This window comes from Burkholderia sp. BDU5, assembly GCF_001522845.1.
GTDB lineage: Bacteria > Pseudomonadota > Gammaproteobacteria > Burkholderiales > Burkholderiaceae > Burkholderia > Burkholderia mayonis.
This window is the reverse complement of the sequence record NZ_LOWC01000167.1, coordinates 1-20,821: the sequence shown is the minus strand read 5'-3', so window position 1 is coordinate 20,821 and position 20,821 is coordinate 1. Positions and strand designations below refer to the sequence as shown.

General features: G+C 66.3%; 21 protein-coding genes, 1 tRNA gene, 1 pseudogene and 1 riboswitch. Of the genes and pseudogenes, 16 read left to right on the top strand and 7 right to left on the bottom strand.

The genetic code is table 11. The annotated features are described in order from the left end of the window. The first annotated feature begins 7 nt into the window (after positions 1 to 7). From WS69_RS27485 to metF, 4 genes are all read left to right on the top strand, one after another. Positions 8 to 739 (top strand): RNA polymerase sigma factor FliA, encoded by a 732-nt coding sequence (locus tag WS69_RS27485; RefSeq protein WP_059473801.1) that lies wholly within the window; start codon positions 8 to 10, stop codon positions 737 to 739. Positions 740 to 865: 126 nt separating this feature from the next. Beyond that, a riboswitch (S-adenosyl-L-homocysteine riboswitch) is annotated at positions 866 to 1,005 on the top strand. Between the two features lie 34 nt (positions 1,006 to 1,039). After that, a complete protein-coding gene (gene ahcY / locus WS69_RS27480) occupies positions 1,040 to 2,461 on the top strand; it encodes an adenosylhomocysteinase (protein WP_059473800.1) in 1,422 nt (473 codons plus the stop codon). A gap of 164 nt (positions 2,462 to 2,625) precedes the next feature. After that, positions 2,626 to 2,979: a phage holin family protein gene (locus WS69_RS27475; protein ID WP_059473799.1), complete on the top strand. Its 354-nt coding sequence runs from the start codon at positions 2,626 to 2,628 to the stop codon at positions 2,977 to 2,979. Positions 2,980 to 2,997: 18 nt separating this feature from the next. Further along, positions 2,998 to 3,828 carry a methylenetetrahydrofolate reductase [NAD(P)H] gene (metF, locus tag WS69_RS27470; protein WP_059473798.1) on the top strand — a complete coding sequence of 277 codons (831 nt, stop codon included), beginning with the start codon at positions 2,998 to 3,000 and terminating at the stop codon, positions 3,826 to 3,828. A 141-nt stretch (positions 3,829 to 3,969) separates the two neighbouring features. Here metF and WS69_RS27465 read toward each other — a convergent pair whose 3' ends face one another. Next, the gene (locus WS69_RS27465; protein ID WP_059473797.1) at positions 3,970 to 5,460 is read right to left on the bottom strand and encodes an amidase; all 1,491 of its coding nucleotides are present in this window, start codon (positions 5,458 to 5,460) and stop codon (positions 3,970 to 3,972) included. Positions 5,461 to 5,572: 112 nt separating this feature from the next. After that, positions 5,573 to 6,265, bottom strand: a complete 693-nt coding sequence (locus tag WS69_RS27460; RefSeq protein ID WP_059473796.1) for a dienelactone hydrolase family protein — start codon at positions 6,263 to 6,265, stop codon at positions 5,573 to 5,575. A gap of 284 nt (positions 6,266 to 6,549) precedes the next feature. Between WS69_RS27460 and WS69_RS27455 the strand changes: the two genes are divergently transcribed. Continuing rightward, positions 6,550 to 7,650 (top strand): NAD(P)H-dependent flavin oxidoreductase, encoded by a 1,101-nt coding sequence (locus WS69_RS27455; protein WP_059473795.1) that lies wholly within the window; start codon positions 6,550 to 6,552, stop codon positions 7,648 to 7,650. A gap of 443 nt (positions 7,651 to 8,093) precedes the next feature. Further along, positions 8,094 to 9,236, top strand: coding sequence for a branched-chain amino acid ABC transporter substrate-binding protein (locus WS69_RS27450; protein WP_059473794.1), 1,143 nt, complete (start codon positions 8,094 to 8,096; stop codon positions 9,234 to 9,236). A gap of 133 nt (positions 9,237 to 9,369) precedes the next feature. Here the strand turns inward: WS69_RS27450 and WS69_RS27445 are convergent, their stop codons facing one another. Beyond that, the gene (locus tag WS69_RS27445) at positions 9,370 to 10,581 is read right to left on the bottom strand and encodes an MFS transporter (protein WP_059473793.1); all 1,212 of its coding nucleotides are present in this window, start codon (positions 10,579 to 10,581) and stop codon (positions 9,370 to 9,372) included. Positions 10,582 to 10,883: 302 nt separating this feature from the next. Here WS69_RS27445 and WS69_RS27440 point away from each other — a divergent pair, with 302 nt between their 5' ends. From WS69_RS27440 to WS69_RS27430, 3 genes are all read left to right on the top strand, one after another. Further along, positions 10,884 to 11,564, top strand: a complete 681-nt coding sequence (locus WS69_RS27440; protein ID WP_059473792.1) for a HugZ family pyridoxamine 5'-phosphate oxidase — start codon at positions 10,884 to 10,886, stop codon at positions 11,562 to 11,564. A gap of 383 nt (positions 11,565 to 11,947) precedes the next feature. Continuing rightward, complete coding sequence (locus WS69_RS27435) at positions 11,948 to 12,241, top strand: H-NS histone family protein (RefSeq protein WP_010107038.1); 294 nt, start codon at positions 11,948 to 11,950, stop codon at positions 12,239 to 12,241. A 239-nt stretch (positions 12,242 to 12,480) separates the two neighbouring features. Continuing rightward, positions 12,481 to 13,677 carry a cation diffusion facilitator family transporter gene (locus tag WS69_RS27430; protein WP_059473791.1) on the top strand — a complete coding sequence of 399 codons (1,197 nt, stop codon included), beginning with the start codon at positions 12,481 to 12,483 and terminating at the stop codon, positions 13,675 to 13,677. 97 nt (positions 13,678 to 13,774) lie between these two features. Here the strand turns inward: WS69_RS27430 and WS69_RS27425 are convergent, their stop codons facing one another. The 3 genes from WS69_RS27425 to WS69_RS27415 all read right to left on the bottom strand — a co-directional run bounded on the left by WS69_RS27425 (position 13,775) and on the right by WS69_RS27415 (position 15,621). After that, a complete protein-coding gene (locus WS69_RS27425) occupies positions 13,775 to 14,233 on the bottom strand; it encodes an Lrp/AsnC family transcriptional regulator (RefSeq protein WP_004195771.1) in 459 nt (152 codons plus the stop codon). A 90-nt stretch (positions 14,234 to 14,323) separates the two neighbouring features. Further along, a complete protein-coding gene (locus tag WS69_RS27420; protein WP_059473790.1) occupies positions 14,324 to 14,980 on the bottom strand; it encodes a hypothetical protein in 657 nt (218 codons plus the stop codon). After that, on the bottom strand, positions 14,977 to 15,621 hold the full coding sequence (locus WS69_RS27415) for an MBL fold metallo-hydrolase (RefSeq protein WP_059473789.1): 645 nt from the start codon (positions 15,619 to 15,621) through the stop codon (positions 14,977 to 14,979). The genes WS69_RS27420 and WS69_RS27415 overlap by 4 nt, the downstream gene beginning before the upstream one ends. Positions 15,622 to 16,223: 602 nt before the next feature. On the opposite strand from WS69_RS27415, the gene WS69_RS27410 reads away from it, so the two are divergent. Continuing rightward, positions 16,224 to 16,856, top strand: coding sequence for a septal ring lytic transglycosylase RlpA family protein (locus WS69_RS27410; protein WP_059473788.1), 633 nt, complete (start codon positions 16,224 to 16,226; stop codon positions 16,854 to 16,856). Positions 16,857 to 16,948: 92 nt separating this feature from the next. On the opposite strand, the gene rsmI is transcribed toward WS69_RS27410, so the two are convergent. After that, complete coding sequence (gene rsmI / locus WS69_RS27405) at positions 16,949 to 17,836, bottom strand: 16S rRNA (cytidine(1402)-2'-O)-methyltransferase (protein ID WP_059473787.1); 888 nt, start codon at positions 17,834 to 17,836, stop codon at positions 16,949 to 16,951. A gap of 46 nt (positions 17,837 to 17,882) precedes the next feature. Here rsmI and WS69_RS27400 point away from each other — a divergent pair, with 46 nt between their 5' ends. The 6 genes and pseudogenes from WS69_RS27400 to WS69_RS27375 all read left to right on the top strand — a co-directional run. Then, positions 17,883 to 18,317 (top strand): YraN family protein, encoded by a 435-nt coding sequence (locus WS69_RS27400; RefSeq protein ID WP_162498974.1) that lies wholly within the window; start codon positions 17,883 to 17,885, stop codon positions 18,315 to 18,317. A 121-nt stretch (positions 18,318 to 18,438) separates the two neighbouring features. Further along, positions 18,439 to 19,017, top strand: coding sequence for an SIS domain-containing protein (locus WS69_RS27395; protein ID WP_059473785.1), 579 nt, complete (start codon positions 18,439 to 18,441; stop codon positions 19,015 to 19,017). A gap of 18 nt (positions 19,018 to 19,035) precedes the next feature. After that, positions 19,036 to 19,830: a BON domain-containing protein gene (locus tag WS69_RS27390; protein WP_059473784.1), complete on the top strand. Its 795-nt coding sequence runs from the start codon at positions 19,036 to 19,038 to the stop codon at positions 19,828 to 19,830. Then, on the top strand, positions 19,827 to 20,180 hold the full coding sequence (locus tag WS69_RS27385; protein WP_059473783.1) for a c-type cytochrome: 354 nt from the start codon (positions 19,827 to 19,829) through the stop codon (positions 20,178 to 20,180). Before WS69_RS27390 ends, WS69_RS27385 begins: the two co-directional genes overlap by 4 nt. Before the next feature lie 60 nt (positions 20,181 to 20,240). Further along, positions 20,241 to 20,316, top strand: a tRNA-Ala gene (locus WS69_RS27380). Between the two features lie 120 nt (positions 20,317 to 20,436). Then, positions 20,437 to 20,821: pseudogene (locus tag WS69_RS27375) on the top strand (hypothetical protein); the annotation flags it as partial.

Here is a 20,821-nt window from a genome sequence, read left to right as displayed (position 1 = left end):
GGGCACGATGTATAACGCTCAAGGCAAGATTTCCCAGGACGAAGTGCTGACGCAATACGCGCCGCTCGTGCGTCGTCTCGGCCTGCAGCTCGTCGCGAAGATGCCGGCGAGCGTGGACCTCGACGATCTGATCCAGGCCGGCATGATCGGCCTGCTCGACGCGGCGAGCCGTTACAAGGAAGATCAGGGCGCGCAATTCGAGACCTACGCGACGCAGCGAATCCGCGGCGCGATGCTCGACGAGCTGCGCAGCAACGACTGGCTGCCGCGCAGCCTGCGCAAGACATCGCGCGAAGTCGAGCACGCGGTTCACCAGGTCGAGCAGCGGCTCGGCCGCTCGGCGAACGAAACGGAGGTCGCCGCGCATCTGCAGATGCCGCTCGGCGAATACCAGTCGATGCTGCAGGATCTGCACGGCAGCCAGCTTGTCTATTACGAGGATTTCGACCGCTCGGCCGACGACGAGCCGTTCCTCGACCGCTACCGCGCCGACCACGCCGATCCGCTGTCCGCGCTGCTCGACGGTCATCTGCGCAGCGCGCTCGTCGATGCGATCGAGCACCTGCCCGAGCGCGAGAAGCTGCTGATGTCGCTGTACTACGAGCGCGGCCTGAACCTGCGCGAGATCGGCGCGGTGCTCGAAGTGAGCGAGTCGCGCGTATGCCAGCTGCACAGCCAGGCGGTCGCGCGGCTACGCGCGAAGCTGCGCGAGCAGACGTGGGTCGGCACGGAGAGCTGAGCCGTCCGTGCGACGATCGGGCGCGAAACGGGAAAGCGCGCCGACGAAGCCGGACGAAATGCCGCGCGCGAGCGGCCGGCCCGCCCGATAGGAAAATTTCGTCTCGATTTGCTACAATCCCACCTCGTTTCCGAGGAGCGTTGCGACGGGCCCCGCCCGCCAGGCTCGGAAATGGTCAACCGAGCGGTGTGTCGGCGCAGTATCGTCGCGTAGCGGCGATCGTTCCTGCCGATGCCGGCCGCTTACTTGAACGGCGCTCACGTCACAATTTTCTAGAACTTTTTTAGAAAGGAGGGCGTGATGAACGCCGCTGTCATCGATTCCAATTCCTCGCAAGATTACGTCGTCGCCGATATCGCGCTTGCCGGCTGGGGCCGCAAGGAGCTGAACATCGCCGAGACCGAGATGCCCGGCCTCGTGCAGATCCGCGACGAATACAAGGCGCAGCAGCCGCTCAAGGGCGCGCGCATCGCGGGTTCGCTGCACATGACGATCCAGACGGGCGTGCTGATCGAGACGCTGAAGGCGCTCGGCGCCGACGTCCGCTGGGCGTCGTGCAACATCTTCTCGACGCAGGATCACGCGGCGGCCGCGATCGTCGAAGCCGGCACGCCCGTCTTCGCGTTCAAGGGCGAGTCGCTCGACGAGTACTGGGAGTTCTCGCACCGCATCTTCGAATGGCCGAACGGCGAGTTCGCGAACATGATCCTCGACGACGGCGGTGATGCGACGCTGCTCCTCATCCTCGGCGCGAAGGCCGAGCAGGACCGCTCGGCGATCGCCAAGCCGACCAACGAGGAAGAAGTCGCGCTCTTCAAGTCGATCGCGCGCCACCTCGACATCGACGCGAACTGGTACTCGAAGCGCCTCGCGCACATCAAGGGCGTCACCGAAGAGACGACGACGGGCGTGCACCGCCTGTATCAGATGGAAAAGGACGGCCGCCTGCCGTTCCCGGCGTTCAACGTGAACGATTCGGTGACGAAGTCGAAGTTCGACAACCTGTACGGCTGCCGCGAGTCGCTCGTCGACGGCATCAAGCGCGCGACCGACGTGATGATCGCGGGCAAGGTTGCGGTGGTCGCGGGCTACGGCGACGTGGGCAAGGGCTGCGCGCAATCGCTGCGCGGCCTTGGAGCTACCGTGTGGATCACGGAAATCGATCCGATCTGCGCGCTGCAGGCGGCGATGGAAGGCTACCGCGTCGTGACGATGGAATACGCGGCCGACAAGGCAGACATCTTCGTGACGGCGACCGGCAATTTCCACGTGATCGGCCACGATCACATGAAGGCGATGCGCCACAACGCGATCGTCTGCAACATCGGCCACTTCGATTCGGAAATCGACGTCGCGTCGACCCGTCAGTACCAGTGGGAAAACATCAAGCCGCAGGTCGACCACATCATCTTCCCGGACGGCAAGCGCGTGATCCTGCTGGCGGAAGGCCGCCTCGTGAACCTCGGCTGCGCGACCGGCCACCCGTCGTTCGTGATGTCGAACTCGTTCGCGAACCAGACGCTCGCGCAGATCGAGCTGTTCGTGCGCGGCGAGCAGTACGAGAACAAGGTGTACGTGCTGCCGAAGCATCTCGACGAGAAGGTCGCGCGCCTGCACCTCGCGCGCATCGGCGCGCAGCTCTCCGAGCTGTCCGACGATCAGGCGTCGTACATCGGCGTGCCGAAGGCGGGCCCGTTCAAGCCGGATCACTATCGTTACTGATATCTTGATCCGTACCCGGCGCGCGGGCGCCGGGCGGCCGCTCGCCTGACGTCCGCCGCGCGCGGCGCGTCGGCGGGCGAAGTGCGCCGCCCGACGCGTCGCGCGTTCTCATCTTCCGGGGCGGCCGCACCCGGCCGGATCGTCAACCGCAGAAGGAGCTTCACATGACCGTCATCCTGACCTGGATCATCAACGCGCTCGCGCTCTTGATCATCACGTACCTCGTGCCGTCGATCCACATCAAGAGCTTCGGCACGGCGCTCATCGTCGCGGTCGTGCTGGGCCTCATCAATGCGGTGATCCGGCCGATCCTGATCCTGCTCACGCTGCCCGTGACGATCGTCACGCTCGGCCTCTTCATCCTCGTCGTGAACGCGCTGTGCTTCTGGCTCGCGGCGTCGCTGCTGAAGGGTTTCGAAGTGTCGGGATTCTGGTCCGCATTCTTCGGTTCGATCCTGTACAGCATCGTGTCATGGCTGCTGTCCGCCCTGATCTTCGGTCAGCGCAACATCGGCTGACGGGGTGATCCCTGAATCATGAACCCGATCGAACTTTCCTTTGAATTCTTTCCGCCGAAGACGGCGGAAGGCGTCGACAAGCTGCGCGCGACGCGCGCGCAGCTCGCGCCGCTCAAGCCGAAATTCGTGTCCGTCACGTTCGGCGCGGGCGGCTCGACACAGCAAGGCACGCTCGACACCGTGCTCGACATGCAGAAGGCGGGGCTCGAAGCCGCGCCGCACCTGTCTTGCATCGGCTCGTCGAAGGACAGCCTGCGCGCGATTCTCGACCAGTACCGCTCGCACGGCATCCGCCACATCGTCGCGCTGCGCGGCGATTTGCCTTCCGGCATGGGCGAGGTGGGCGAGCTGCGCTATGCGTCCGAGCTCGTCAGCTTCATCCGCGCCGAGCACGGCGACTGGTTCCGGATCGAAGTCGCCGCCTATCCGGAGTACCACCCGCAGGCCCGCTCGCCGAAGGCCGATCTCGAGAACTTCGTGCGCAAGGTGAAGGCGGGGGCGAACGCCGCGATCACGCAGTACTTCTACAATGCGGACGCGTACTTCCGCTTCGTCGAAGACGCGGCGAAGCTCGGCGTCGACGTGCCGATCGTGCCCGGCATCATGCCGATCACGAACTTCTCGCAGCTCATGCGCTTTTCCGAGATGTGCGGCGCGGAAGTGCCGCGCTGGGTCGCGCGCCGGCTCGAGAGCTTCGGCGACGACAAGGACTCGATCCGCGCATTCGGCGCGGACGTCGTCACGGGTCTTTGCCGGCGACTGATCGACGCGGGCGTGCCCGGTCTGCACTTCTACACGCTGAACGGCGCGGCGGCGACGAAGCTCGTCTGCGAGCGGCTGGGTCTCTGACGCCGGCTGGCGCGCAGGCGGCGCGTCAGCGAGTACGACGAGGCGAAACCTTTCGGTTTCGCCTCTTTTTTTGCCCGAATTTCCGTGTTCGATCGACAGGCGCGGCGCGCAACGAAGCGCCGCCGCGCCACTGCACGCCGTTCATGCCTGCGCGCGAACGAGCGGCGGCCGCTTGTCGAACCACGGGCGCGCGAGCTCGAGCTGGCGCGCGAGCTTGAAGAGCCGGGCGTCGTCGCCGTGGCGCGCGACGAACTGAACGCCGACCGGCAATCCGCGCGGCGTCCAATGCAGCGGCACCGACATCGCCGGCTGCCCGGTCAGATTGAAGAGCTCGGTGCAGCCCGCCCACGCGAACGCCTTCTGCGACGCCTCCGCGAGCATCCGCTTCAGCAGCGGCTTCACCGGCAGCACGCCGAGCATCTCCATCTGCCGCGTCTCGAACGGCGTCGGCTGCATCTCGCCGATCTTGATCGGCGGCGCGGCAAGCGTCGCGCACAAGATCACGTCGTAGCGCGATACGAGGCCCGCGACGCGCGCGGTGATCTGCCGCTGCAGCTCGAGCATGTGCGGCAGCCGCTCGCGCGCGAGCCGGCGGCCGACCTGCGCCATCGCCCAGGTCGCGGGCTCGAATTCGGCGCGCGCGGGCTTGCGTCCGGTGATGTTTTCCGCGCCGAGCACGAGCTCGTCGGCGATCGTCGCCCAGATCGTCAGGAACACTTCGTTGACCTGCGCGAAGTCGAGATTGAGCGACGTCGGCTCGACGATATGCCCGAGCGACGCGGCAAGCGACGCAGCCCCGTCGAGCGCGTCGAGCACGTCGGCGGACAGCGCCGGCGCGAGCATCGGGTCCGTCACATAGCCGATCTTGAGCGCGGGCGGTGGCGCGTCGAGCGCGCCGAGGTACGCGTCGGGCGCGCCGGCGGCATCGAGCCGGCCCGGTGCGGCCCGTCCCGTCGTGATGTCGAGGAGGAGCGCGCTGTCGCGCACGCTGCGCGAGACTGCATGCTCGACGACGATTTCGCCCGGCACGGGCCACGGCGCGAGCGCCGGATCGCGCGACGGCTTGAAGCCGAACAGCCCGCAGCACGACGCGGGAATCCGGATCGAGCCGCCGCCGTCGGACGCGTGCGCGAGCGGCACGATGCCCGCGGCCACGGCCGCCGCGGAGCCGCCGCTGGAGCCGCCTGGCGTGTGATCGAGATTCCAAGGGTTGCGGCACGCGCCGAACAGCGCGGGCTCGGTGTACGGCATCTGCCCGAGTTCGGACGTGTTGGTCTTGCCGAAGATGTTGAGCCCGGCCGCCTTCGTCCGGGCGACGAGCGGCGAATCTTCGGCCGGCACGTAGTGGCGATAGTGGCGGCTGCCGAGCGACAGCGGCAGCCCGCCCACCGCGGAGCCGAGATCCTTGACGAGATACGGCACGCCGGCGAGCGGCCCGTCGAGCGCGCCATTCGTCGCGCGGTCGCGCGCGGCTGCGTAGTCGTTCAGCACGATCGCGTTGAGCGCCGGATTGAGCGCTTCCGCGCGGCCGATCGCGGCATCGAGCAGCTCGCGCGCGCTGGCTTCGCGCCGCGCGACGAGCTGCGCGAGACCGATTGCGTCGTGAGACAGATAGTCGGACTGCACGGTCATCTCCCGTGGTGACGAGCGGCTACCGATTCGGAATTCGGAATGCGGAATTCGGAACGGGTGAAGCGGCGCCCGCGCCCGCGCATCGCGCGCGGGCGCGGCGATTGCATGCAGCTTACAGATGTTCGGTGAGGAACGTCAGCGTGCGGCCGTGCGCGAGCGCCGCCGCGCGCTGGTCGTACGTCGCGCGATCCGAGCAGTTGAAGCCGTGCTGCGCATCCGGGTACAGGTGGAACTCGGCGTTCGCGCGGCCGGCGAACGCGGCTTTCACGCTGTCGACAGCATCGAGCGGGATCGACTGGTCGTGGCCCGCGTAGTGGAAGAGGATCGGCTGCGCGATCTTCGCCGCGACGTCGACATGATTCTGGATGCCGCCGCCGTAATACGCGACCGCGACGTCGACGTGCTGCCGCGCCGCGGCGAGATACGCGAGGCGCCCGCCGAAACAATAGCCGATCGCGGCGAGCTTGCCCGCGACCTCGGGGCGCGCACGCAGCGCAGCGGCGACCGCGCCGATGTCGGCGACCGCCTGCGCGACGTCGGTCTTCTGAAGCAACTCGATGCCTTTTTCGCGGTCCGCGCCCTCGTAGCCGAGCTCGACGCGCGGCTGCGTGCGCCAGAACACGTCGGGCGCGAGCGCGACGTAGCCGTCAGCCGCGTACTGGTCGGCGACCGAGCGGATGTGGCTGTTGACGCCGAAGATCTCCTGAATGATGACGACGGCCGGGCCCTTGCCGCGCTTGGGCAGCGCGAGATAGCCGCCGAACGCGTCGTTGCCTGCGGGGATGTCGATCCATTGCGAAGCCATGCTGATCTCCTGGCAAAGCAGGACCGGTAACGGTCCTGACGGTGAATGTAAAAGCGGGACTCAGTGTGCCATCAAACCTTCGTCGATGCAGTGCCGAGCGATGCCCGCGCAACGCCCGTGCCCGATGTGTTCGCGCGAGCCTTCTCGCCGCGCGATCGGATCGATCTGGATTATTCATTTTTCAGTGCCGTCGCGCGCGGTTACAGTCGTTGCATCGGTCGTTCGATCCCGCCCGTCTCCCGCGTGACCGCATCCGCATCCCTGCATCCATTCGAGGATTCGCCATGACTTCCCGCATTGCCCCGACTCCGTTCTCCGCCCGCTTCGAATTGCGCCTGCCGCTCGTGCAGGCGCCGATGGTCGGCGCGACGACGCCCTCACTCGTCGCGGCCGCGTCCAATGCCGGCGCGCTCGGCAGCCTGGGCGGCGCGTCGTTCGCGCCCGACAGGCTCGCCGCCGAGATCGCCGCGGTGCGCGCGGCGACGAGCCGTCCGTTCGCCGTGAATCTGTTCGTGCTGCCCGACGCGCATCCGGACGACGCGACCGTGCGTCGCGCGCTTGCCGCGATCGACCCATTGCGCGCGCAGTTCGGGCTGCCGCCCGGTGCGCCGCCCGCGCGCTACGCGCCCGACTTTCGCGCGCAGCTCGATGCGCTCGTCGACGCGCGCGTGCCGGTTGCGAGCTTCACGTTCGGCGTGCTCGACAAGGAAGACGTCGCGCGGCTGCAGGCGGCGGGCACGTACGTGATCGGCACCGCGACGCACGTCGCCGAAGGCCTCGCGTGGCAGGCGGCGGGCGCCGACGCGATCTGCGCGCAGGGCGCGGAAGCGGGCGGCCATCGCGGCACGTTCATCGGCTCGGCCGAAGACGCGCTCGTCGGCACGATGGCGCTCGTGCCGCAGCTCGTCGACGCGACCGGCCTGCCGGTGCTCGCGGCGGGCGGCATCATGGACGGACGCGGGATCGCCGCCGCGCTTGTGCTCGGCGCGCAGGCGGCGCAGCTCGGCACCGCGTTCCTCACGTGCGCGGAAAGCGCGATCCCCGCGTGCTGGAAGGCACGCCTGCTCGCGAGCGACGACACGTCGACGGCCGTCACGCGCGCGATCACGGGCCGGCATGCACGCGGCATCCGCAACGCGCTGATGGCGCAACTGACCGAGCGACTCGATTCGGTCGCGCCGTACCCGATGCAAAACGCGCTGACGCAAGAGCTGCGGCAAGCAGCCGCGCGCGCAGGCGACGCCGAGTATCTGTCGCTGTGGTCCGGCCAGGGCGCACCGCTCGGCAAGCACCGCGACGCCGCACAAACGACCGCGCAACTGATCGATGCGCTCGACTCGGAGTGGCGCGCGACGCTTTCGCGCCACATTATTTCGGTTGACTGACGAATCGGGCGGCGCGACAAAAACGCGCGCCGCCCGCGTTGTCCGACACGCTCTGTTCACCGAATTATTTCAACCGGAAGACATTGATTAAAAACATGATTGAAATCGCTTTCCCAATCATTAATTGCGCCTTTCATTTCCTCATCCGAATTGGCGGAAACCCTTACGTTTAGCGGGTTTGCGGCCGATCGGACCAGGTTCGCCGCAAGCGCGACATCGGTAGTCGTCCCAGTTCTCTAAAAACGTCCCACTTATTAATTTGATCGCCTACACTTGCGCGCAAGCACGTGAGGGCCGCCCCGCATGCGGTGCATCGCGCGCTTGATTGGTGCAAGTGCATAAACCAATGCAGCCGGCGAATCGTCCAGTGATTTTTTGTCGAACACGAGGATCGGTGCGGGGCGTCGGTGAAGGCGTTTTTTGGATTGAAACTGGAGACTTCCATGAATATCAAGATGCAAAAGCTGCTGCCGATCAGCGCGGCAGCTATGCTGTTGGCTGCAGCCGCCACGAACGCCGCTGCCGACCAGATCGTCAAGATCGGCCACGTCGCACCGTTGACGGGCGGGATCGCCCACCTCGGCAAAGACAACGAAAACGGCGCGCGTCTCGCGGTCGAGGAGATCAATGCGAAGGGTCTCACGATCGGCGGCCAGAAGATCACGCTCCAGCTCGATGCACAGGACGACGCGGCCGACCCGCGTACCGCGACGCAGGTTGCGCAGAAGCTTGTCGACGACAAGGTCGTCGCCGTGGTCGGCCACCTGAACTCGGGCACGTCGATCCCGGCGTCGAAGATCTACAGCGATGCGGGCATCGTGCAGATCTCGCCGTCGGCGACGAATCCGGCTTATACGCAGCAAGGCTTCAAGACGACCTACCGCGTCGTCGCGACCGACGCACAGCAAGGTCCGGCGCTCGCCAACTACGCGCGCTCGAAGGGCATCAAGAGCGTCGCCGTCGTCGACGATTCGACCGCGTACGGCCAGGGCCTCGCGAACGAATTCGAGAAGAAGGCGAAGGCGCTCGGCCTGAAGGTGGTGTCGCACGACGCGACGAACGACAAGGCGGTCGACTTCCGCGCGATCCTGACGAAGATCAAGGGTGAAAATCCGGATGCCGTGATGTACGGCGGCATGGACGCGACGGGCGGCCCGTTCGCGAAGCAGGCGAAGCAGCTCGGCCTGCGCGCGAAGATCCTTGCGGGCGACGGCGTCTGCACGGAAAAGCTGTCGGACCTGGCGGGCGATGCGACCGACAACGTCGTGTGCTCGGAAGCGGGCGCGTCGCTCGAGAAGATGCCGGGCGGTGCGGCGTTCAGGGCGAAGTACGAGAAGCGCTTCGGCCAGCCGATCCAGATCTACGCGCCGTTTACGTATGACGCGGTGTACATCATCGTCGACGCGATGAAGCGCGCGAACTCGACCGATCCGGCAAAGATCGTCGCGGCGATGCCGAAGACGAACTACACGGGCGTGATCGGCACGACGACCTTCGATTCGAAGGGCGATCTGCAGCACGGCGTGATTTCGCTGTACGACTACAAGAACGGCAAGAAGACGTTCCTGGACGAAGTCAAGATGTAACCGTCTGCGCGGCTGACGGAGGGGGCGGGGCGCGCATGCCGAAAGGCGTGCGCGCCTCGTTTTTTGAGAGGAAGAAAGAGGACAAGCGGAGCGGGTGATCGGGCGAATGCCTCGGAGGCTTGCCGGCGCCGGATCAGATCTTCAGCCGGCTCAGCACTTTCGGCGCGACGCTCGCGACGAGCGCCGCACACAGCGCGACGATCGACAGCCCGACTGAAAGATTGGCCGCCTGCGCGACCGCGCCGATCACGACCGGCCCGAACAGCAGCCCGAAGTACGCGAGCCCCGCAACGTGCGCGAGCCCTTCGGCCGCGTGGATGCCTTCGACCCGCGCGGCGGCGGCGAACAGCACGGGCATCATGTTGGCGAGGCCGAGGCCCATCAGCGTGAAGCCCGCCAGTGCAACGAGCGGATACGGCAGCGCGAGCGCGCCGATCATGCCGACGCACGCGAGCGTCGCGCTCGCGCAGACGAGGTGCGGCGCGCCGAAGCGTGCGCGGACCGCATCGCCCGCGAAACGCGCGGCGGCCATGCCGCCCGAGAACGCCGCGTACGCCGCGCTCGAGAACGCCGGCGACGCGGATACGACGTCGCGCATGTAAACAGTCGCCCAGTCGTACATCGCGCCTTCGGCGATCAGCGCGATGAGCGCGATCGCGCCAAGCGCCCACAGCGGGGTCGAACGCCAGCGGTTCGCGCGCGGGCCGCCGGCCGCGGCGGCATCGGCGTGCGGCACGTGCGGCAGCACTGCCGGGCATGCGACGACGAGCACGAGCGCGCTCGCGAGCGCGGCGAACGCGAGATGCGCGGCGCTCGCCATGCCGGCCGACAGCAGCGCGCCGCCCGCAGCGGCGCCCGCCATTCCGCCGACGCTGAACATCCCGTGCAGCATCGACATGATCGGCTTGTCGAACGCCGATTCGACCGCGCTCGCCTCGGCGTTCATCGCAACGTCGAGCGTCGCCATCGAGAAGCCGAACAACACGAGCACCGCGAGCAGCAGCGGGTAGGACGGCACGACGAGGATCAGCGCGCCGCATGCGGACATCGCGAGGCCGCCCGCCAGGCACGCGGTGCGGGAGCCGACGCGCGCGATCCAGCGCGCGTTGGTCGTCATCGCGACGATCGAGCCGATCGCGGCCGCGAGGAGTGCGAACGACAGCAGCGCGGGCGACAACGCGAACTTGTCTCGCACGGTCGGTACGTGCACGCCCCACGACGCATACATCATGCCGGCGACGAAGAAGAGCGCCATCGTCGCCGCCCGCGCGCGCTGGCGGGCGGATGCCGGAAGCCGGCGATGGATGGAGGCGGGCGAAGCGAGATCGGGCGACTGATCGGACACGGAAGGAAGGCTCGGCGGGAGACGGGGTGAGATCAGGGGGAGATTGGGTGGGAACGGCGCGCGAAGCTTACGCGGCGTTTAGCAAAACAGCGCAGATTCTAGCGGAGCGCGTCGCGTCTTGCTTGCGCTTGCCGGGTTGCGCGCGATGCGTCGGCGAGTGCATGCTTGGCGTGCGCCGCCGCCGTTGGCTTGAGGGCCCGCCGATCGCACCTGCCGGGCGCGCCGACGCGTTCGGCGCGCCCGGCCCGGACGGACGCCGGTCCGGCCCGAGCGTTTCACCCCCGCATGCGAGGATCACACACGTGCACATTTCCGCCGTCTTGCCGCTTCATCTTCTACACCGCAATGCGCTCGGCACGCTCGCGACGCACTCCCACGCGCCCGAAGGCTATCCGTATCCGACCGTCGTGCCGTACGCGGTCGACGCGCAGCACCGGCCGGTCGTGCTCGTGAGCGGGCTCGCCGAGCACACGCGCAATCTCGCGGCCGATCCGCGCGCCGGGTTTCTCGTCGTCGACGGCCTGGGCGATGCGGCGGGCGCGTCGGACAGCGTGCTCGAGGCGGAACGCGCGACGCTCGTCGGCCGCTTCGAGCCGGCCGGCATCGATCCGCACGTCGCTGCGCGCTACCTTCGCTATCACCCGGACGGCGAACGCTATCTCGCGCTCGGCGATTTCACGTTCTGGGCGCTCACGTGCGAGCGGCTGCGCTATATCGGCGGATTCGGGCGGATGGGCTGGCTCGACGCGGCCGAACTGGATCCGCTCGCGCCTGTCGGGTACGACGACGAGCGCGCGCTATGGGACGAATACGACGCGTCGCGAGCGCGGCGCACAGGGCTCGAATTGCTCGGCGTCGACCGCTACGGCGCGGACTGGCGTTTGAATGGATCGAGGCGGCGCACGCCGTTCGACGTGCCGAAAATGGATGCCGATGCGCTGTCCGCGGCGTTATGGGAGGCGGCGGCCGTTTCGTTTACGTAAAGCAGCGGGGCCGATTATGAGCGATTGCGCACATTGCGGGCGTATTAAACGAGATAAGGCGACGGCTACGCTTTGAATCCGTGGAACCTTTCGTTTCATGAAAACTTCTAATTCGATCGCCCAGGTCAATTGCGCAATTTGCGAGCTTAAAATATGTACTGAATTCAGCCAATCCGCTTGTAAGACTAGCAATAATTGCAAATGAAGCGGATGCTGGTCAATTTGAACAATCAAATCACAAAATACAACGCTTATTTTCTGCGATACGGTATTCGCTGATTTCTTTTTTGTGCTAACCTTTGATCCGATTATCCGAGGCATCGTTAGTTAAGATGGCAAGCCGGCTGAAGATCGGCACCATTTGGTCAGATAAAAGGGAATTTATGTCTTCTTACAAGGACCTTCTCGCTCAGCGAGAGAAGCTGGAGAAGCAGATCGAAGAGGCCAAGTCGCGCGAATACGCGGAGGTATTGAGCGACGTCAAGCAAAAGATCGCCGATTACGGTTTCACGCTCGCAGAACTCGGTCTCGGTCGTGGCAAAGTCGGAAAGGCGGGTCGTCCCCGCGCCGGCGTCGCGGCGAAATACCGCGACCCGGAATCCGGCGCGACATGGTCGGGCCGTGGGAAGCCTCCTCGCTGGATCGCCGGCAAGAATCGCGAGCAATTCGCAATCTGAGCGCGTCCTGCCTGCCAAACACAAAAGGCCACGCCCCTCGAGGGGAGCGTGGCCTTTTGTGTTTTGGAAGCCGGCGCTCGCGGCCGGCATTTGTCACATAAATGTCATGTTTAGTTGTAAATGAAAATGCGTTGTGTTTTCATAAGCGATTGATTTTGCTTGTTTTTTTGGTCCGGGCTCGAGCGCTTTCAAGACTCGCTTGATAGAATTGCGGTATCTTTCGCCGCATCCGATATTTCATGTCTACATTTTCAAACGACGACTTGGCCTCGGAAAAGCAGGCGGTCGCTCGCAAGAGCACGTTCGTCAGCATCGTGCTCAACGTGATTCTGGCGACGCTGCAGGTGGCTGTCGGTCTAATTGCGCATTCTCAAGCTTTGATTGCGGATGGCGTCCACTCTTTGTCGGATTTGGTTTCCGATTTTGTGGTACTGCTCGCGAATCGGCACAGCGGCGCAAAACCGGACGCCGATCATAATTACGGCCATAGCCGTTATGAAACGGTCGCTTCATTCTTTCTCGGCGCGATCCTGATCGCGGTCGGCGTCGGGATGCTGTGGCGCGCCGGCGATCGGCTCGTGCATCTCGAAGACATTCCGCCCGTCCATGCGAGCGCGCTCGCGGTCGCCGTCGTCGTGCTGCTGTCGAAGGAGGCGCTGTTCCGCTACATGCTGCGCGAGGCGCAGCGCGTGCGCTCGGCGATGCTCGTCGCGAACGCGTGGCATGCGCGTTCGGACGCCGCGTCGTCGCTCGTCGTCGCGCTCGGCATCATCGGCAGCCTGGCGGGCGTGCGCGTCCTCGATCCGATCGCCGCGGCGATCGTCGGCTTCATGGTCGCGCGGATGGGCTGGACGTTCGGCTGGGACGCGCTGCAGGATCTGTCGGACCGTGCGCTCGACGAGAACGCATCCGCCGAGATCCGCGCGCTCATCGTGTCGACGCCCGGCGTGCGCGACGTGCACGATCTGCGCACCCGCAAGATGGGTGACTCGGCGCTCGTCGACGTGCACATCCTCGTCGATCCGATGATGTCCGTCTCCGAGGGGCACTATATCGCGGAGGCCGCGCGGGCGCGTGTGCTCACGGACCGGCGCGTGCTCGACGCGCTGATCCACGTCGATCCGGAGCATGACGTCGCGCGCCGCGCGGTGCTCGACTTGCCGCCTCGCGACCAGATCGAGGGACAGATCGAGGCGATGCTCGAAAAAGCCGGGCTGCGGGCAAGCGCGATTAACCTGCACTATCTGAGCACGGGGCTCGAAATCGACCTCACGCTCGCGCAGGACGCGTACGCAGGCGGCGAGCGCGCGGCCGACGGCGATCCGGCTGCTCGTTTGGACATCGAAGCGTTGAAGCGCCGGTTCGGCGCGCGGCGCCTCGGCATTTCGCGCGCGCTCGCGTCGAGCGACGCGGCGACGGTCGGCCGGCCGCTCTGATTGGACTATGCGCGGCGCGCGGGCTCGCGCCGCTCACCATTGCATGTGGTTGCGCGAAGCGCCCAAGCACCGGAGCGCCCGCAACGCTCCACGCGCGTCAGAGCGGCAGTTGCGTGTCGAACTTGATCTCGCGCAGCACGACGCTCGTGCGCACTTGCGACACGGCGGGAATCTTGAAGATCCGCTCGTGCAGGAAGATGTCGTAAGCCTTGATGTCGGGCGCGACGATCTTGAGGATGTAATCGGCTTCGCCCGTCGTGCTGTAGCACTCGGTCACTTCGGGGCAGGTCGCGATCTCCCGCTCGAACTGCTCGACGCCGCCCTCGTTGTGGCGGGTCAGGTGGACGTGCGCGAGCGCGCAGATATGGAGCCCGAGCTTCTCCCGATCGAGGAGGGCGGTGTAGCGCTGGATCACGCCGGACTGCTCCATGTCCTTGATGCGGCGCCAGCATGGCGTGCTGGAGAGGCCTACCTGATCGGAGATCTCCTGCACGGAGCGGCGCGCGTCGAGCTGCAACAGGCGAAGGATTTTTTGCGAAAAGGTATCGAGGGTCACCTGCGCCTCCAAAGCGGCTACAACATTTGCCAATGGTAGAGGCGGGTGGAAGGAAAGGCAATCCGAAGCGGTTAAGACGAGCGATATTCGCTAATTTCTCGGGCCGTCGGCGGCATTTTGTGCTGAATCGTCTGCTTCTTCGAGCGGCGGCGCCGACGGCTTCGCAGCCTGCATCGCGCGCAGGTCGGCGAGCATGTTGCAAAAGAGCGCGCCCTGTTCGATCGCATCGTCGAGCGCGATGTGCGTGTGCGGATGGTCGTCGAACCAGTGCTTCGGGAAGCGCGGCTTGATCGCCTTGCGGTACGGCAGACCCGTCAGCGCGAACGCGAGCGTCTTGATGTCGAGCGCGGACCACGAGAACGGGCAGCGTCCGGCGAAACGCATCATGTACCAGAACATGAACGTGAAATCGAAGCCTGCCGGCATCGCGACGAACACCGGCTTGCCGGGCAGCGCCTCGACCCATTCGACGTACGCGACGAGTGCCGCCTCCGGCGCCTGCAGATCGCGCCGGCATGCGGCCCACGCTTCCGGCTGCGTCTTCCACCACGCGTCCTGTACCGGATGCGGCGCCGCGCCCGGCAGCAGCTCGAGATTGGCGGAGAAGGTCGCGATCAGTTGCTTGTCCTCGGTAAACGCGGCGGACGCGAAGCTCAGCATCGAGTGCGGGCCCGGGATCGGGCCGTCCGCTTCGACGTCGGTGCTGATGTAGATTTCTCGGCTCGTGACGGTCGTCGCAACGTTCATCCCGCCACCCCGTCAGCAACGAACGGATTCGTGCGGCGCTCGTTGCCGAACGTCGACACGGGGCCGTGGCCAGGGACGAACGTCACGTCGTCGCCGAGCGGCCAGAGCTTTTCGCGGATCGAGCGAATCAGGTCCGCGTGATTGCCGCGCGGGAAATCGGTGCGGCCGATCGAGCCGGCGAACAGCACGTCGCCGACGATCGCAAGCCGGTGCGCGCGGCTGAAGAACACGACGTGGCCGGGCGTATGGCCCGGGCAGTGATAGACCTCGAGCGATTCGTCGCCGAACGCGACGGTGTCGCCGTCGTCGAGCCAGCGGTCGGGGTCGAACGTCTCGGCGGCCGGGAAGCCGAAGCGCTCGCTCTGCATCGGCAGCTTCTCGATCCAGAAGCGTTCTTCTTCGTGCGGCCCCTCGATCGGCACGCCGTAATGCGCGGCGAGCCGCTTTGCCCCCGCGCAATGGTCGACGTGGCCGTGCGTGAGCAGCACCTTCTCAACCTCGACGTTCTGCCGCACGACTTCCTGCTCGATTAGATCGAGATCGCCGCCGGGATCGACGACGGCGGCGCGCCCCGTCTTCTCGCAGACGAGCAGCGAGCAGTTCTGTTGGAACGGCGTGACCGGAATGAGCGTGACTTTCATGGCGCGAGCGGCGGTTAAAACCCCTGATTGTACTGGCCGGGCAGATTGCCGGCCGCGCGCGGCAGCTCAATATCGATTGTTTCGATCATAGAGAGAATCAATCGTCCCAGCCCACCGTTTTTGAGGCGACCGTTTTCGTTTATGTATAATGCGGCCCAGTGTACGTGGAAGACCACGTCGTCAGTGGGTGTTCGGAACCCTTTATTTCGGTTCTTGTGACACCGTCAATGCAATCGCCCGCCGGATGTCCGGCGGTGCATCCAGTACCGATTCGTCGGTGCTCACGTCTTGTCCGGCCGGGCGCAACGCGTCCGCTGCGGCCCTGCTGCCGCGACGCCGGATGAGGCCTATGCCGCCGTTCCTGCGCGTTTGAGTCTACGACGCGCACGAACGTGGAAGCCATGTTCGATTGGCGGCATGTGGGGTCTGGTCAGGCTGCCGGGGACAGGTTGCGCCAGACGTGAAAGCTAATCAGGACCGGTTGCGGCAGAACGTGAGCCGCGCCAGATGCAGGCCGCCCGCGCGCGAGCGCGGATGGGGCGTGCATGTCCGTCCGGGTCGCATCGGTAAAAAAGCGACCCGTACAAGCAGGCGACACGTCGATGAGATTTCGATTACCGAGGCACCTCGGGACTTTAGCTGTATTTTTCGCGCTGACAGGCTGCGCGGTGCCGCCGAACGCACCGACCGCCGAACAGGCGAAAGGCGCTGCGTCGAGGGACGCGCTGCGCACGGCCGCTTCGGGCGCGGCCAACAACAATAAGGAAACGGCGGGCGCACCGCTGAACTTCGACACGGCGCTCGCCTCGATGCCCGCCGCGGGCTCGCAGGATGCATCGCGCCAATCGCTCGCGAACGCGAAGCCGATCGACGCCGCCGACGTTTCCGACTTCCGCCAGACCGGCCGGGCGTCGTGGTACGGCAAGGGGTTCCACGGCCGCCGCACCGCGAACGGCGAACGCTTCAACATGAACGAACTCACGGCCGCGCACCGGACGCTGCCGCTCGCGTCGTACGTGCGCGTGACGAACCAGGCGAACGGCAAGTCGGTGGTCGTGAAGATCAACGATCGCGGCCCGTTCTCGCGCGGCCGGATTCTCGATCTGTCGTACGCGGCGGCGAAGGTGATCGGCCTCGTCCACGCAGGCACCGCACGGGTGAAGATCCAGGGCCTGTCGCCCGAAGAGGCGCGTGTCGCCCGCGACGAGACGCTCGCATCGAACGCGGCGAAGTAATCGCGACGAACGCGTCGCGTCGGCCGAAAGTCGACCGAATGCGTACGAAAAAGGGCCGCCTCGCGCGGCCCTTTCGCTTTTGCAGCGAATCCTTACTCTTCCTCGTCGCCCTTCAGTGCGAGCGCCCGCGCGTACAGCGCGTTGCGGGACGCGCCCGTCAACGCCGCGGCGAGCTTCGCCGCGCTCTTTACCGGCACTTCGTCGAGCAGCAGCTTGAGCAGCGCATCGTGCGCGCTTTCGTCGTCGGCGTGATCGTCCTCGGGGGTGCGTTCGACGACAAGCACGAACTCGCCGCGCTGCCGGTTCGTGTCGGCGCGCAGCCACGCTGGCCCTTCGGCCAGCGTGCCCTCGAACAACTCCTCGTGTAGCTTGGTGAGTTCGCGCGCGATCAGCAGGCGGCGTGCGCCGCCGAGCGCGGCCGCGAGCGCTTCGACCGTCTCGACGATCCGGTGCGGCGCCTCGTAGAACACGAGCGCGTATGGGTGCGCCTTCAGTTGCTGAAGCGCCGCGTCGCGCTGCTTCGGCTTCGGCGGCAGGAAGCCCGCGAACGTGAACGCGCCGGCCCAGTCGCCCGCGACGCTCACGGCCGCGCTCGCCGCGCTCGCGCCCGGCAGCGGGATCACGCCGTGGCCGGCGGCGCGCACTGCTTCGACGAGCTTCGCGCCCGGATCGGAAATGCCCGGCGTGCCGGCGTCCGACACGTACGCGATCCGCTCGCCCGCGCGCAGGTGGTCGATCAGCTTCGCCGCGGCCGCACGCTCGTTGTGCTCGTGCACTGCGACGAGCGGCTTCGAGATTCCGTAGCGCGCGAGCAGTTGGCCCGTGTTGCGCGTGTCCTCGGCGGCGATGCGGTCGGCGAGCGCGAGCACGTGCAGTGCGCGCAGCGTGATGTCGGCGGCGTTGCCGATCGGCGTCGCGACGACGTAGAGGGCGCCCGTCGGATACTGCTGCGCCTGCGCAAGATCGAGGAGGGAAGTCATGACACGAAAGGCGCCCGCATACGGCGCAAACGGAAGAAGCATCGCATTGTGCCACGCGCGCGCGGCACGGCAGGAGGCGGACGGCGCTAAAGCCGCGCCGCGCGACAACTTTTCTGTGACGGCCGGGTCCAAGCGCGTCGTCGGCGCTGCGTTCGAGACGCGCGCTCAGCGCTTCCTCGAGCGCGCGGGGCTCGCGCTCGTCGCGCGCAACGTGACCGTGCGCGGCGGCGAAATCGATCTCGTGATGCGCGAGCGCGACGGCACGCTCGTGTTCGTCGAAGTGCGCGCGCGCACGAGCGGCCGCTACGGCGGCGCGGCGGCGAGCGTCGGCGCGCGCAAGCGAAAGCGGCTGGTGCTCGCCGCGCACGCGTTCTGGGCGCGAACGGGCGGCGTCAGCCCGTGCCGCTTCGACGTCGTCGCGTTCGAAAGCGGTCGGCTCGAGTGGCTGCGCGATGCATTTCGCATCGACGACGCCGGCTAGCTTGTGTCGAGATGTAAGGAGTTGCGGCGACGGACGGGCGGCGAGGGCGGAGTGCGGTAAACTCGCCGCACTCACGATGCCGCGCGACATAGACCACGCGCGTAGTACCGATTAGGAATCGATGTCAGTCGAACGTATTCAGCAACATATTCGCGACAGCGCTGCGCTCGTCCACGAAGCGCTCGATGCGCTGTCCCTGCCGATCGCCGCGGCCGTCGACGCGATGTTCATGGCGCTCGCGAACGGCAACAAGATCGTCGCGTGCGGCGACGGCCCGTCGGCCGCCGCGGCCGAGCGGCTCGCCGCCGCGCTGATCGGCGGGTTCGAGCGCGAGCGGCCCGGCCTGCCGGGGCTTGCGCTCCACACCGACGCGAGCCGCGCGGGCGCCGCCGGCGATGCCGGCCAGATCTTTGCGCAACAAGTGCGCGCGCTCGGCCAGACGGGCGACGTGCTGCTCGTGCTCGACCCCCTCGGCGAATCGCCGCGCGTGCTGGCCGCAGTCGAAGAGGCGCGTGAGCGCGAGATGATCGTCGTCGCGCTGACGGGTAACGGGGGCGGGCACCTCGGCGCGTCGCTCGCTGACACCGATATTCAGATCTGCGTGCCGTCCGAACGGGCGGCGCGCATCCAGGAAGTCCATCTGTTGACCATCCACTGCCTGTGCGACGGCATCGACGCGATGCTGCTGGGCGAGGATTGATTCGAAGGAGAGCCGTCGATGAGTAACAGCCGCGTCAGACAGACGCTAGTGAGAACCACGCTCGTGATCGGCCTGTCGGCCGGCCTTGCCGCGACGCTGCAGGGCTGCGTGCTCGCGGTCGCCGGCGCGGCGGCGGGCGGCGGCGCGCTCGTCGCGACCGATCGCCGCACGCTCGGCGCGCAGACCGAGGATCGCGAGATCCAGGTGAAGGCGCTGACGCAACTGAACAACGGGCTGCCGGACGGCTCGCATACGAACGTGACGGTGTTCAACCGCCGCGTGCTGCTGACGGGCGAAGTGCCGAACGACGCGTCGAAACAGCGCGCTGAAGAGATCGTCCGCGGGATCAACAACGTGAGCGCGATCGTCAACGAACTCGTGGTCGGGCCGGCGAGCTCGCTGTCCGACCGGGCGAACGATTCGTACCTCGAAGGCCGCGTGAAGACCGCGATGATCGCCGAGAAGGGCATCTCCGCGAACAACTACAAGGTGGTGTGCGAGCGCGGCAACGTTTATCTGATGGGTCTCGTGACGACCGACGAAGGCAATCGCGGCGCCGATGTCGCGAGCCGCGTGCCGGGCGTCGAGAAGGTCGTCAAGGTGTTCCAATACATCAAGCCGCAGGAAGCAGACGCGCTGAAGGCTGCGACGCCCGCGAGCGGCACGTCGGCGGCTGCCGCGCCCGCGTCAGAAGGTGCGACGGTGGGCGCGGTGCCGGATTCGAGCGTTACCGCGACGCCGCTGCAGGCGCCCGCGCCGATCTCCAATTCGACGAGCGTGCATCCTGGCAATCCGAAGGCGGGGACGCCATGAGGGTTGCGTTGTTCGTGAAACGGATGATGGGTGTGGTTGTCGCTGCGCTTGGCTGCGCGCTGGTGAGCGCGCCGGCGCGCGCGGACGTCGGCGACGGCTTGAAGGTTGCGCGCAGCAACGCGTGCATGGGCTGCCATGCGGTGGATCGCAAGCTCGTCGGGCCGTCGTTCCAGCAGATCGCCGAGCGCTACAAGAGCGATCAGCAGGCCGTGCCGAAGCTCGTGAAGAAGGTGAAGGACGGCGGCTCCGGCGTCTGGGGTGCGATTCCGATGCCCGCGCACCCGCGGATGAGCGACACGGACGTGCGCTCGGTTGTCCAATGGGTGCTGGCCGGCGCGCCGTCGAAATAACCGGCGCAAACCTGTTGCCAATCGCCGATTGAGTGATATATGATTATTAGTTGTTGGTGAGGGGCGGTAGCTCAGCTGGGAGAGCGTCGCGTTCGCAATGCGAAGGTCGGGAGTTCGATCCTCCTCCGCTCCACCAATAGAATCAAGGGCTTAGCCGATGGCTAGGCCCTTTTTCTTTGGTAGATTCGATTTATTGCGCCAATTTTGCGCCACTTGGGCTGTCAAAGCCTTGGACGCAACACTTGAGGAGCAGTGAATGGCATCTATCACTCGTCGAGGCGATCTTCAGTGGCAGGCCCGTGTTCGCCGCAAGGGCTACCCGGTACAGATCAAGACGTTCAACACGCGAGCTGAAGCAGAGGCTTGGGCTCGGCTGATCGAGTCGGAGATTGATCGCGGCGTCTTTGTCAGCCGCGCCGAAGCGGAATCGACCACGCTCGCGGAAGCGCTCGATCGATACGATCGCGAAATCGCCGCCTCCAAGAAGGGCTATGTGCAGGAGGCGTCTCTGCTGCGCATTTGGTGTGAACGCCGGTCCAAATCCGACACTAAACGACGGCGTTCTGGAATTGAGCGTTTGAAGTGGCCGTGCTTGGAAGATGATGTTTGCGGGGTAGCGACGCTGCGGATGCCTGACGCTT